Annotated in this window: 14 protein-coding genes and 1 tRNA gene; 11 read left to right on the top strand and 4 right to left on the bottom strand. The window is 72.3% G+C overall.

What is annotated here, in order from left to right; all coding sequences use genetic code 11:
- Window positions 1–137 precede the first annotated feature (137 nt).
- The 4 genes from K7472_RS16115 to K7472_RS16100 all read left to right on the top strand — a co-directional run bounded on the left by K7472_RS16115 (window position 138) and on the right by K7472_RS16100 (window position 2353).
- A complete protein-coding gene (locus tag K7472_RS16115; RefSeq protein ID WP_252395715.1) occupies window positions 138–608 on the top strand; it encodes a hypothetical protein in 471 nt (156 codons plus the stop codon).
- A 17-nt stretch (window positions 609–625) separates the two neighbouring features.
- Window positions 626–698, top strand: a tRNA-Lys gene (locus tag K7472_RS16110).
- A gap of 85 nt (window positions 699–783) precedes the next feature.
- Complete coding sequence (locus K7472_RS16105) at window positions 784–1566, top strand: arylamine N-acetyltransferase family protein (protein ID WP_222978552.1); 783 nt, start codon at window positions 784–786, stop codon at window positions 1564–1566.
- 61 nt (window positions 1567–1627) lie between these two features.
- Complete coding sequence (locus K7472_RS16100; RefSeq protein WP_222978550.1) at window positions 1628–2353, top strand: rhomboid family intramembrane serine protease; 726 nt, start codon at window positions 1628–1630, stop codon at window positions 2351–2353.
- A gap of 22 nt (window positions 2354–2375) precedes the next feature.
- On the opposite strand, the gene K7472_RS16095 is transcribed toward K7472_RS16100, so the two are convergent.
- On the bottom strand, window positions 2376–2879 hold the full coding sequence (locus tag K7472_RS16095) for an FBP domain-containing protein (RefSeq protein WP_222978547.1): 504 nt from the start codon (window positions 2877–2879) through the stop codon (window positions 2376–2378).
- Window positions 2880–3317: 438 nt separating this feature from the next.
- Between K7472_RS16095 and K7472_RS16090 the strand changes: the two genes are divergently transcribed.
- The 7 genes from K7472_RS16090 (at window position 3318) to K7472_RS16060 (ending at window position 9105) form a co-directional block, all read left to right on the top strand.
- Window positions 3318–4973, top strand: a complete 1656-nt coding sequence (locus K7472_RS16090; RefSeq protein WP_222978545.1) for an RICIN domain-containing protein — start codon at window positions 3318–3320, stop codon at window positions 4971–4973.
- A gap of 247 nt (window positions 4974–5220) precedes the next feature.
- Window positions 5221–5853 carry a lytic polysaccharide monooxygenase auxiliary activity family 9 protein gene (locus tag K7472_RS16085; protein ID WP_222978543.1) on the top strand — a complete coding sequence of 211 codons (633 nt, stop codon included), beginning with the start codon at window positions 5221–5223 and terminating at the stop codon, window positions 5851–5853.
- A gap of 154 nt (window positions 5854–6007) precedes the next feature.
- Complete coding sequence (locus K7472_RS16080; protein ID WP_222978541.1) at window positions 6008–6466, top strand: MarR family winged helix-turn-helix transcriptional regulator; 459 nt, start codon at window positions 6008–6010, stop codon at window positions 6464–6466.
- Between the two features lie 50 nt (window positions 6467–6516).
- Entirely contained in the window at window positions 6517–7353 is an 837-nt protein-coding gene (locus K7472_RS16075) for an ABC transporter ATP-binding protein (RefSeq protein ID WP_222978866.1), read from the top strand.
- A complete protein-coding gene (locus tag K7472_RS16070; RefSeq protein ID WP_222978539.1) occupies window positions 7313–8182 on the top strand; it encodes an ABC transporter permease in 870 nt (289 codons plus the stop codon). Before K7472_RS16075 ends, K7472_RS16070 begins: the two co-directional genes overlap by 41 nt.
- Before the next feature lie 144 nt (window positions 8183–8326).
- Window positions 8327–8803 (top strand): hypothetical protein, encoded by a 477-nt coding sequence (locus K7472_RS16065; RefSeq protein WP_222978536.1) that lies wholly within the window; start codon window positions 8327–8329, stop codon window positions 8801–8803.
- Between the two features lie 41 nt (window positions 8804–8844).
- Window positions 8845–9105: a hypothetical protein gene (locus tag K7472_RS16060; RefSeq protein WP_222978535.1), complete on the top strand. Its 261-nt coding sequence runs from the start codon at window positions 8845–8847 to the stop codon at window positions 9103–9105.
- 7 nt (window positions 9106–9112) lie between these two features.
- On the opposite strand, the gene K7472_RS16055 is transcribed toward K7472_RS16060, so the two are convergent.
- From K7472_RS16055 to K7472_RS16045, 3 genes are all read right to left on the bottom strand, one after another.
- Window positions 9113–9895 carry a class I SAM-dependent methyltransferase gene (locus K7472_RS16055; protein ID WP_222978534.1) on the bottom strand — a complete coding sequence of 261 codons (783 nt, stop codon included), beginning with the start codon at window positions 9893–9895 and terminating at the stop codon, window positions 9113–9115.
- An 87-nt stretch (window positions 9896–9982) separates the two neighbouring features.
- Window positions 9983–11155, bottom strand: coding sequence for a low temperature requirement protein A (locus tag K7472_RS16050; RefSeq protein WP_222978533.1), 1173 nt, complete (start codon window positions 11153–11155; stop codon window positions 9983–9985).
- Window positions 11156–11226: 71 nt separating this feature from the next.
- The gene (locus K7472_RS16045; protein WP_222978531.1) at window positions 11227–12429 is read right to left on the bottom strand and encodes an NAD(P)/FAD-dependent oxidoreductase; all 1203 of its coding nucleotides are present in this window, start codon (window positions 12427–12429) and stop codon (window positions 11227–11229) included.
- Window positions 12430–12547: the final 118 nt, after the last annotated feature.

Raw genomic sequence — 12547 nt, 5'->3', positions numbered from 1 at the left:
TCGATGCTGGTCGCGGCGGGGTCCGCCTCGTGCGCCGGGCCGCTCCAGCGACGCTCGACCGGCGCTCCGGCCCGCGTTGTTGTGCTGGCACCGGACGGGGAACAGCCGCGGGACTTTCCGAGGGGACAAGGGATCGCATGACCATCGACCAGAGCACGCGAGCGGGGGCGCCCGCGGGGACCGCCGGCACCGCTTCCGCCGACGGGATCAAGCCGCTTCCGGTGTGGTTCTTCGGCTTCGAGGCGATCCTGGCGTCGGCCTACGACATCGTCAAGGCCTACCCGAAGGCGATGTACCTCCTCGGGGCGCTGGTCCTGCTCAACCTGATCCTCACCGCGACGGTGCTCAGCAGCCGGGTCAAGCTCGCCCGCCGCCTGTGGCGCAGCAAGGGCACCCGCAAGGTGGCGATCGCGCTGGTCGTGCTGCGGGTCGGCAGCCACTTCGTGATGGGCGCGCTGGGCACGCAGGTGAACACTCCGGCCGAGCACATCTCGTTCGCGGTGGGCATGGCGGTGCTGACCGTGTGGATGCTGTGGTTCGTGCAGCGCACCGCGCTGCGGGCGCTGGCTCGCGAGGACGCGGCGCGAGCGGCCTCGGGCATCGGGTAGGATTCCGGCATCGGTGGGCGCCGCTAGCTCAACTGGCAGAGCAGCTGACTCTTAATCAGCGGGTTCGGGGTTCAAGTCCCTGGCGGCGCACGTCAAGGCCACCCCCTCGGCGGGGGTGGCCTTCTTGCGTCGAGCGCGGGCACGGCAGGCCACAGCGGCAGGCCACACTGGGGGCATGCGCTCCCTCACCTCCGAGCAGACCGACGCCTACCTGCGGCGCATCGGCGCGTCCGGGCAGACGCCGCTGCGCGAGCTGCACCGGCTGCACCAGGTCGCCGTGCCCTTCGAGAACCTCTCGATCCACCTCGGTCAGGACGTCGTCCTCGAACCCGCCGCCCTGTACGACAAGATCGTCGGCGCCCGCCGGGGCGGCTTCTGCTACGAGCTGAACGGGACGTTCGCCCTGCTGCTGGCCGCGCTCGGGCACCGGGTGGAGCTGCTGTCGGCGCGGGTGCACGGCGCGGACGACCGCTACGGGCCGCCGTTCGACCACCTCGCGCTGCGCGTCGAGGAGGCGGGAGCGGGCGCGGTGTGGCTGGCCGACGTCGGCTTCGGCGACCACAGCGCGTACCCGCTGCGCCTGGACGAACGCGGTGAGCAGCCCGACCCGCGCGGCACCTTCCGGATCGCCGGGACACCGGACGGCGACCTGGACGTGCTGCGCGACGGCGTGCCGCAGTACCGCCTGGAGACGCGCCCGCGCGAGCTGCCCGACTTCGGTCCGACGTGCTGGTGGCAGTGCACCTCGCCGGCCTCGCACTTCACCCGTTCCCTGGTCTGCACCCGGCTCACCGGGTCCGGCGGCCGGGTCACGTTGAGCGGGCGCAGGCTGGTGACCACGGACGCGGACGGCTCCCGCCGCGAGGAGGAGCTGCCCGACGACGAGGCCGTGCTGCTGGCCGCGTACCGGGACCGGTTCGGCATCGATCTGGACCGCACCCCGCGCCCGCCCGCGTGAGGTTCCGTAGAGTTCGCCCATCAGGGGATTTCCTCGACGTGTCGTGGTGAAGGGGTACGGGATGGGCGCGGGGGCCGGGGGCGGCGGAGTCGTCGACGCGGAGCTGATGGTCGCGGAGGCGCGCAAGGCGTTCTTCACGATGTTCGCGTTCATGGCGGTCGTCTGGCTCGTCCAGCTCGCCAACTGGGGCGACGGCTACGCGCTGTCCCGGCAGTACGGCATCGTCTCCGGGCAGGCGGGGCGGCTGCCGGACGTCCTGACCGCGCCGTTGCTGCACTGGAGCTGGGCGCACATCGAGAGCAACTCGGGCCCGCTGTTCGTCTTCGGCTTCCTCGCCGCGTACCGGGGCGTGGTCCGCTTCCTGGGCCTGAGCCTGCTGGTCGCGGTGGTCAGCGGACTCGCGGTGTGGATCTTCCAGGGCGGCGGCACGGACACGGTGGGCGCGAGCGGCCTGATCTTCGGGTACTTCGGCTACGTGGTGGTGCGCGGGCTGTTCGACCGGCACCTGATCGACACGCTGATCGGAGTCGTCATGGCGGCGTCGTTCGCGTACCTGGTCACGATCGCGGTGCCGGGCACGCCCGGGGTGAGCTGGCTGGCGCACCTGGGCGGACTGGTGGGCGGCGTGGCCGGAGCGTGGATCTTCCGCGACCGCCGCCCCCGCCCGGCCGTGAGCAGCGGCGGAACGGGCACGGGAGGCGGCGCGATCGTCCCGTCCCGCGGCACGCCCGCGTCCGGCGACCGGGCCGACCTCCACAAGGAACTGGGCGATCTGGGCCTGCTGTAGGTCGCGGGCGGCGGCGTGCCGGTCAGCCCTCTGCGAGCACCTTGCCCAGGAAGTCGTCGACGTTGGCCAGCATGCGGTCGACGCGCTCTTCCACGGTCAGCGACTCGCGGTAGCGGCTGACCAGGGCCGAGGTCTTCCTGCCGCGCACATACAGCGGGCAGGCGAGGTCGGCGCACATGTAGGCGCCCACCGTGTCGCCGTCGCGCCCGCGTGCGCCGACCCGGCGGGCGGCGAGCAGCGAGACACCGGAACCGGGGTGGCCGGTCAGGCACAGCGAGCAGATCGTCGTCTTGACGAAGCTGCGCGGCCCGCCCTGCGGCACCCGCAGCGTCACGCCGATCACCTCGTCGCCGCGCGGGGCGACCAGGTAGCCGCGGTCGGGGGCGCCCGGGTCGCGCCAGCCGAGGAAGTCGAGGTCGGACCAGGGCAGTTCGGCGAGCCCTCGCGGCAGGCTGATCCGGCGGGCCTCGCCCTTGGAGCAGTTGACGAAGGCCGAGCGCAGGTCGTGGTCGTCGAGGGGGTCCATGTGACGCGAAGCTAACAGCGGCGCGGGGCGGCTGTCGCCCGATTATCGGGGCGGGATGTCCGGGGGCGCCGGGCCGGGGCGATCGGGGGAGCCGGGCCGGGGCGATCGAGGGCGCCGGGCCGGGGCGGCTGGAGGCGCCGATGCCGGGCGTTCGGGGCGCCTGCCAGAAAACATGAGCATCCCTCTTGTTTTGCTACCCGCAGGTATCTAGCCTCTGTGGCCGACAGCCACTGTTCCCGGTGACCGGAACGAACCCCCGATCCGGTCACCCACGCCCCGCGCGCAACGCGCTCACCGCACCACCCGTTCACCGCACAGCAGCTCGTCGCACATCGCGCTCACCGCACGCCAGCTCGTCGTACCACCCGCTCGTCGCACCACCGCTCCTCGCCACCCGGGCGTCCCCGGGCGGTCATCCCTGCGTTCACAGGAGCACGCGTGACCAGACCAGCACTGGCGAAGGCCGCCGCCCTCACCGCGGCCGCACTCCTCGGCGTCCTCGGCGCGGGCACCACCGCCACCGCCGCGCCCACCACCGCACCGGCCACCGCCGCCACCACACCGCACGCCGCCCTCTCCCCCGCCATCGTCTCCATGGGCGACAGCGCCATCTCCGGTGAGGGCGCGGGCACCGACACCGACGACGGCTACGTCGCGGGGACGGACGGCCCCAGCGACTACTGCCACCGCAGCACCAAGTCGGAGATCTTCGACACCGGCCTGTCCGGCGTCACCGCCGTCGACCTCGCGTGCTCCGGCGCGCAGACCGGCGACCTGGTCAGCGATCCCACGCTGGCCAAGACGACCGGCGGCGGCAGCGGCGACTTCGGCGAGCCCAAGCAGGACGCCCAACTCGCCCGGACCGCGGCCCAGTACGACGTGAAGATGGTCGTCGTCACCATCGGCGCCAACGACGACTTCGACTTCAGCGGGATCATGGAGAGCTGCCTCGGGCAGTACTTCCCGATCCCCCAGTCGCAGGGCTGCCGCGACACCATCGGCAGTGCGACGATCACCGCCCGGGCGAAGGCGGTCGTCCCCAAGATCGAGGCGGCGCTCACCGACGTCCGGCAGACCATGCGCACCGCCGGATACGCCGACGGCAGCTACCAGTTGGTGATGCAGTCGTACTTCACGCCGATCACCCCGGACATCCGCACCAACACCTACGCGGGCAAGGTCGCCGACGGCTGCCCGGCGTTCCCCGAGGACCTGGCGTGGGGCCACAACTGGGTCGTGCCGCAGCTGGACGACGCGCTGCGCACGGCGGCCGAGGCGGTGCCCGGCGTGCGCTTCCTCGACCAGCGCCGGGTCTCCTACGGCCATGAGGTCTGCGCCGAGATGACGACCTCGCCGTACGAGTACACCAACGGCGACGTCATCGACACCAGCGAACTGACCCGCAACGGCTGCGACTACTCCATCGGCATCCTCGGCCTGTGCGAGGACGAGATCCGCCAGTCGTACCACCTGAGGGTGGCGGGCTACGAGGGCGAGGGCGCCTGCCTGGGCGAGTTCTACGGCGAAGCCGCCCAGCAGGAGGCGTACTGCACGCTGGACGACGCGGACGGCACGACGATCGAACCGCTCACGCCGGGACAGCCGTTCCAGGACAAGCCGGAGGACGGCTCCTGGTACCAGCTGACCAACCACGCCACCGGCCAGGTCCTGGACCTCTCCGGCGGCGGCAGCTACGGCGACGACACCGACGGCCGTCCCGCGATCACGTATCCGGCGGACGGCGGCCTGAACCAGTCCTTCGTCTTCGAGGCGAAGTCCGGCGGCTCCTACGAGCTGGACTTCAGCGGCAACCGTGACATGTGCCTGGACGCCAACGGCGCGTCGACCGCGGCCGGCACGGCGTTGCAGCAGTGGGGCTGCGACGGCGGCGCCAACCAGCACTGGGTCTTCGAGTCCGCGGGAGGCGGCCTCTACAAGCTGGCCGACTCCCAGGACACCTCGATGGTCGCCACCCTGGGCACCAGCGCGAAGACCGACTCCTCCGGCAACCCGGTCACGGTCCTGCAACCCGACACCGGCGCGTCGACCCAGCTGTGGCAACTGACGAAGCTGGGCATCGTGTACCTGCCGTAGAGCACTGTCCCGAGTCCGTCCCGAAATCCGTCCCGAGTCCGTCCCGAACCCGACCCGCACGAGGACCGCTGCCGGAACGTCGCGGCAGCGGTCCTCGTCGTTCGGTGCCGTCCCCTGTCGCCGGGCGTTGATATGGACATGACCTTTCTGTGGCGCTACCGTGACGGCACTTGGTCTAGACCGCAGCAGCCCCCGTGCGTGCGCGCGCACACCCGTAGAACACCCCCACGTTCTCCCGAGGTGACCCATGCGCAAGACGAGCAGTCGTACCAGCCCCGCCCGCGTCCGGCGCCGCAGGCTCGCGGTGGCCGTCGTGGTGGCCGGGGTCGTCGGTGCCTCCGCGTTGGCCACCGGAAGCGCCAGCAGCCACGGCTACGTCAGTACCCCGCCCAGCCGCCAGGACCTGTGCGCCAACGGCACGGTGACCGACTGCGGCGACATCCAGTACGAGCCGCAGAGCGTCGAGGGCCCCAAGGGCTTCCCGGCCGCCGGGCCCGCCGACGGGTCCATCTGCAGCGGCGGCAACGCCCGCTTCGCCCAGCTCGACGACCCCAGGAACGGCCAGTGGCCGGCCACCCAGCTCACCGGCGGCCAGACCTACGACTTCACCTGGACGTTCACCGCCCGGCACGCCACCACCGACTTCGAGTACTTCATCACCAAGAACGGCTACGACCCCACCAAGCCGCTGACCAGGGCGGAGCTGCAACCGACGCCGTTCCTCACCGTCCCGTACGGCGGCAAGCCCCCCGCGAGCAACACCATCACCCAGCAGGGCGTCATCCCGTCCGGCCTCACCGGCAAGCACCTGATCCTCGGCGTGTGGAACATCGCCGACACCGGCAACGCCTTCTACTCCTGCGCCGACGTGCAGTTCTGACCGTCTCCGGGCGCTCACTCCGCCGAGCACTCCGCCCTGCCGGGCCCCGCGCGCACCGTCGCGCGGGGCCCTCTCGCGTGCGTCCCGGTGCACCCCACGCGCCCCCACCGCGCACCCTTGGCGAATACCTCGTACTAAGAGCTAAAATTATGGAGTGACTACGGCGGCCGACATCTCCGACGCGCTCGCCGACGCCCTCGGTGGCGTCCAGCGGCTGATCCGGCGCAGGCTGCGCCGTGACACCCCCGTGCCGCGGCTGCGCGGCGCCCAGATCGAGCTGATGCGGCTGGTCGCCGCCAACCCGGGCCTGCGGGTGTCGGCCGCCGCCAAGGAGCTCTACCTCGCGGGCAATTCGGTCTCCACGCTGGTCAACCAGCTGACGGCGGCCGGGCTGTTGCGCCGGGAGACCGATCCCGGTGACCGCCGTTCCGCGCTGCTGCTGACCACCCCCGAGGCCGAGGCCCGGCTGCGCGACTGGCAGGAACGGCGTTCCGCGCTGGTCCACCGCCACGTGGACGCACTGTCAACGGACGACCAGGCGGCGCTCGCCGCCGCGCTACCGGCACTGCGCAGGCTCGCCGAGAGCCTGCGCGAGGAAGTGGAGGAGCAGTGACTGACGACGCTGGTGCCGCCGCCCGAACGCGTTCCGCCGACGCCGAACGCGTGAACGCCGAGCGGGAGGCGACCCCCGAGGCCGTCGTGTGCAGCGGCCTGAACTACGCGTTCGGCGAGACGAAGGCGGTCGACGGCCTCGACCTGTCGGTGTCCGCCGGTGAGTGCTTCGGCCTGCTCGGCCCGAACGGCGCGGGCAAGACCACCGCGATCCGCTGCGTCACCACCCTGCTGCCGGTGCCGCCCGGCATGGTAACCGTCTTCGGCCACGACCCGGCGAAGGAGAAGATGGCGGTGCGGCGGCTGCTGGGCTACGTGCCGCAGCAGTTGTCCGCCGACGGCGGGCTGACCGGGCGGGAGAACGTCTCGTTGTTCGCCCGGGTCTTCGACGTCTCCCGCCGCGAACGCGCCGCCCGGGTCACCCAGGCGCTGGAGGCGGTCGACCTGACCGACGCCGCCGACCGGCTCGCCAAGACCTACTCCGGCGGCATGGTGCGCCGCCTGGAGCTGGCGCAGGCGCTGGTCAGCGCGCCGAGGCTGCTCATGCTCGACGAGCCGACCATCGGCCTGGACCCGATCGCCCGCACCAGCGTGTGGGAGCACATCAACGCGGTGCGCAAGGCGACCGGCATGACCGTGCTGGTCACCACGCACTACATGGACGAGGCGGACCAGTACTGCGACCGCGTCGCCCTGATGCACAAGGGCACCATCCGCGCCCTGGGCACCCCTGAGCAGCTGCGTACCGAACTGCGCGAGCGGCGGGCGGACGGCTCGGCGCCGACCCTGGAGGACGTCTTCCGCGACGTCGCCGGCAGTGGTCTCGATGAGGGAGGAGATTTCCGCGATGTCCGCAGCACCCGCCGCACCGCGTCCCGCGTCGGCTGAGGACGCGGCCACGCAGGCCGTCCGCCGACTCGACCTGCTGCTCGCCCCGCCGCCCGCCCGCACCGGCTGGCGCATGCTGCCCGCCCGGGTCGGCGCGATGTGCGCGGTCGAGCTGCAGAAGCTGCGCCACGACCGCACCGAGCTGTACACCCGCGCGGTCCAGCCCGCGTTGTGGCTGCTGATCTTCGGCGAGACGTTCACCCACATCCACGCCATCCCGACCGGCGGCATCCCATACCTGGACTACCTGGCGCCGGGCATCATCGCGCAGTCCGCGATGTTCATCGCCATCTTCTACGGCATCATGATCATCTGGGAGCGGGACGCGGGGATCCTGACGAAGCTGCTGGTCACCCCGACGCCACGGTTCGCGCTGATCACCGGCAAGGCGTTCGCGGCGGGTGTGAAGGCGCTGATCCAGGCGGTCGTGGTGATCGTGATCGCGGCCGTGCTGGGCGTCTCCCTGACCTGGAACCCGCTGCGGCTGCTCGGGGTCGCGGTGGCGGTCATCCTGGGATCGGCGTTCTTCTCCTGCCTGTCGATGTCGATCGCGGGCATCGTGCTGACCCGCGACCGCCTGATGGGCATCGGGCAGGCGATCACCATGCCGCTCTTCTTCGCCTCCAACGCGCTCTACCCGGTCGCGGTCATGCCCGGCTGGCTCCAGACCCTCAGCAAGATCAACCCGCTGAGCTACCAGGTCGACGCCCTACGAGGCCTCCTCCTCGGCACCCATTCCCACCTGGGCATGGACTACCTGGTCCTGGTCGTCGCCGCGGCCGCGGGCGTCACGGTGGCGTCCTCACTGCTGGGACGACTGGCACGCTGACGCCGTGGCCCACCGCGCGCCAAGAGCGGCTTTCGGCCAACCCAGCTGAAATCGTTGGCCGTTGACAATGGTGCCGTGCGAGCCTTCCTGTGTACCCGCTGTGCGTTCGGCGCGGCGGGGCACACAGGGGGAGGTACCACCAGCATGCGATGCACTCGATCCTCGGCGACCATCGTCACGGCCGCCGCACTGGCCCTCGCGATGGGATCGTCCGCCGCGCGGGCCGACGACGCGGGCGTGGCGAAGTCGTTGACCACGAAGGCGGCCGGCGAGGTCTGCACGGCGACCGTGCAGAGCCCGCACCGGTCCAGCGGCGCGAAGGACGGCCGCATCCTGTTCAAGACCCGCGTCACCTGCGAGGGCGACATCCCGGCGGTGACCGTGAACATCCGCGGCAGCCTGGAGGAGGGGCCACTGGTCGGTCCCAAGCGCATCATGACCACCTCGGACCAGAGCCAGGTGATCAAGACCGGCGGCACGGCAACGTTCTACACCCCGCTGGCCAACGGCAAGCAGGTCAAGGCGGCGGGCACCTACACCGGTTTCATCACCGGCGAGATCACCGCCCCGGCTCCGGGCAACATCGGCACGGCCCAGAGCAAGACCGTCGTCATCAAGTGAGTCCCGCCCCCGCCGGGCGCGGCCGAACCTAGGATGGGCCCGTGCGGACGCGAGTGGTGGATCCCCGGGACGTCGAGTGGGAGCAGGACGAGCCGCGCTACCGGGTCTACTTCTGGGACCGGGAGCGCGTCACCTCGCACGAGTTCGCCGTCACCGACGCCGGGGTCGACGAGGCGCTGGCCTGGGCGCGTCAGCGGGCCGGGGCCGAGGGGTGGGCGTACACCTTCTACGTCGAGGTGGCGCCGCCGCACGGCCCCGGCCTGGTGCGACTCGAAGGGGTCGCCGGGGACCCCTTCGCGTAGCCGCCGTCTACGCGGGCACCGCGCGGACCAGCACCAACGAGCCCTCGTAGGACGGCTGTTCACGCAACGCGCCGTACCGCGCGTCCCACGTGCCGTCGGCCAGGTCGCGGCGCAGGCGGCCGGTGTACGCGTCGGCGGTCGCGGTATCGACGAAGCTCCACGCCGAACACGCCTGCCGGGCCGCCGGGTCCAGGAGGCGTTCGGGGCGGGCGTAGTACGCCTCGTTGAAGCCGTCCGTGCAGTCCGCCGGGATCGGCACCGGCTCCACGCTCACCTCGCCGCCGAGCGCCGCCGCGATCGTGGCGACCGACGGGTAGCGCCGGGCCTCGGTGTCGAGGACGCCGGGCGCGTACGCGTACAGCCAGAAGTCCGTCACGCGGGCCGGGTCGCAGGTCAGCACCGCGACCGGGCCGCGCGCCACCCGCCGCATCTCCCGCAGCCCCGCCGTCACGTCGCTCCACTGGTGCACGCTGAACGTGGTCATCGCCGCGTCGAACGAGCCGTCGGCGAAAGGCAGTTCCTCCGCGACCGCGTCGATCGCCGGTGCCAGATGGGAAGGGCGCTGCGCGCGCATCGACGCGGACGGCTCGACGGGCGTGACCTCGGGCGCCGCCGCCTCGTAGGACCCGGCGCCCGCGCCGACGTTGACCACCGTGCGCGCCTCGCCCAGCGCCCGCGCGATGGCCTGCGCGATACGCGGGTCGGGCCGCCGGAAGTCGGCGTAACCCCCGCCTATCGCCGCGTAGTCGGCGTCCCCGGCACTGCCGTCACTCGTACGTCCACCAGTCATGCACCGCAGCCTACGACCAGAGATCACCTCGCACGCGTGCGTGCTCGTCGTTCCGGTCGGCCGCCCTCCGACGGCCCACCGGCCCGCTCACTCCGCTTCGTGGCTCTCCGGGTTGCGGGCCGCCAGGGTCAGGCCGGCGGCCACTGCCAGGGCCGCGATGATGCCGGCCAGCAGCACCGCCGCGTGGCCGGCGAAGGCGCACAGGGCCACCAGGACCGCCGCGACCGGGAGGATCGACTGCTGGGCCGCGCCGCGCTTGGAGTGGCGGGCGTGCAGGAGCCACAGGGTGAACAGGAAGACCGCGCTGGGGCCGGTGACGGCGAACGACGCGCCGGTGGTCGTCAGATGGGCCTTGCCGACCGCCTGTTCCACCGCCACCTCGATGCCCGCGCCGATCGCGGCCGCCGAGGAGAAGACCACGTAGTGACCGTAACCCCACAGGAACGCCTGGCGGTTGCCGCGCAGGTGGCCGTGGATGGGGACCGCGAAGTAGATCCACCACGCGGCGAAGACGATGAGCAGGCCGCCCGCCGCGATCGGCAGCAACTCCCCCAGCGCGTCGTGCTCGTCGATGGCCGACTGGACGGCGACGGTCGCCGCGGAGACCGTCTCGCCCAGCACGATCAGGGTGAACAGGCCGTAGCGTTCGGAGATGTGGTGCGGGTGCCAGGCCGTCTGGTGGCCGCGCTCGGCGATCACCGGCACCAGCAGTTCGGCCACGATCACGCACAGGAACCCGGCGACCCGCCCGGCCCCCGCGGGCACCAGCAGCAGCGCCGCCCAGCACACCTGGCAGACGACGACCCCGCCCGCGTACGTCAGCGCGGTGCGCCGCGCCGGGCCGCGCTCGCCGTATGCCGCGCGCAGCCACTGGAAGGTGAGCGCGAGCCGCATCACCACGTACCCGAGCACCACGATCGCCAGGTCGCCGTCGAACGCGCGCGGCACCCCGGCGGCGTAGATGAGGACGCCCGCGATCTGGACCAGCGTGGCGATCCGGTACGGCACGTCGTCGGTGTCGTAGGCGGAGGCGAACCAGGAGAAGTTCATCCACGCCCACCAGATGCCGAAGAAGACGAAGAGGTAGCCGGTGACGGCATGTCCCGGGTGCCCGTCGGCCGTCGAGTGCACCAGCCGGGTGCCCGCCTGGGCGACCGCGACCACGAAACACAGGTCGAAGAAGAGTTCCAGCGGGGTGGCCACCCGGTGCGCTTCGGTGCGGCTGCGGGCGGTCATCCGGCGGGTAGTCGAGGCGTTCATGCCGGATACTCTCGACCACGACCGCCACGACGGCCGCGCGTGACACCCCGGTACGCCGCCGGGGCAGCCGCTCAGGCCAGCCCGCGCAGCATGAACCGCCAGTACAGCAGCGGCAGTCCGTACCGCTTGACGTACCACATGTCGCGCCGCTCGTGCGTGGTGTCGAGCAACGGGATCGTCGGCGTGTGCGTCATCGCGTAGTCGAACTCGGCCAGCAGCATCCGGTCGCGGGCCGTGGTGATGGGGCAGGAGGAGTAGCCGTCGTACGAGGCGGTCGGCTCCCGTCCGGCCAGCGAGTCCAGCAGGTTGCGGACCACCACGGGGGCCTGCTTGCGCACCGCCGCGCCCGTCTTGGAGTTGGGCGTGGACCCCGCGTCGCCGAGCGCGTACACCTCGGGGTGGCGCACGTGCCGCATCGTGTGCCGGTCGACCTCCACCCAGCCGCGCGGGTCGGCGGCGTCCGCCAGCGGTCCGCCGGCCAGCCAGCGCGGGGCGGTCTGCGGCGGTACGGCGTGCAGCAGGTCGTAGCCGATGGTCTCTGCGGCCCCGTGCGTGTGGTCGGTGACGACCGCCTCGCGCGCGTCCGGGTCCACCCGCGTCAGCTCGCTGCTGAGCCGGACCTCGATGCCGTAGCGGGCGGCGACGCGTTCCAGTTCGGCGGCGAAGACCGGCAGCCCGAACATCGTGGGCGTCGGCAGCACCAGCACCACCCGGATGTCCCCGAGCACGCCCCGGCGGCGCCAGTGGTCGGCGGCGAGATAGGCGATCTTCTGCGGCGCGCCACCGCACTTGACCGGCCCGGACGGCATGGTGAAGACGGCGGTTCCCGCACGCATGCCGCGTATCAACTGCCAGGTCTTCGGCGCGAGTTCGGGCAGGTAGTTGGTGGAGGCGTACGGGGTGGAGCGCACCGCGGGCGCCATGCCGGGCACCGCGTCCCAGTCGAGCCGGATGCCGGGGCACACGACGAGGCGGTCGTAGCCGATCTCGCCGCTGTCGGCGGTGGCGACGGTGTGGGCGACGGGGTCCACGCCGACCGCGCGATCGCGCACCCAGCGCACCCCCTTCGGCACCACGGACGCCTCGGGCCTGGCGCTGGCGGCCATCGGGGCGCGCCCGCCGCCGACCAGGGTCCACAGGGGCTGGTAGTAGTGCGTGGCGGAGGGTTCGAGCAGCGTGACGCCGGTGACGCCCGCACGGCGCAGCCGGGCGGTGACGGTGATCCCGGCGGTGCCGCCGCCGACGACGAGGACGCGGGCGTGCTGACGGGGCATGAGAAGACCTCCTGGGGGGGGCGGGGGTTGGCGGTGCGCGAACGTGGCGGGGGGGGGGGGGGGGGGGGGCGGGGGGGGGGGGGGGGGGGCGCCCCCCCCCCCCCCCCCCCCCCCCCCG

The organism is Streptantibioticus parmotrematis (assembly GCF_019890615.1).
Taxonomy (GTDB): domain Bacteria; phylum Actinomycetota; class Actinomycetes; order Streptomycetales; family Streptomycetaceae; genus Streptantibioticus_D; species Streptantibioticus_D parmotrematis.
The sequence above is the reverse complement of the archived record's forward strand: the minus strand, read 5'-3'. Positions and strand labels throughout refer to the sequence as shown.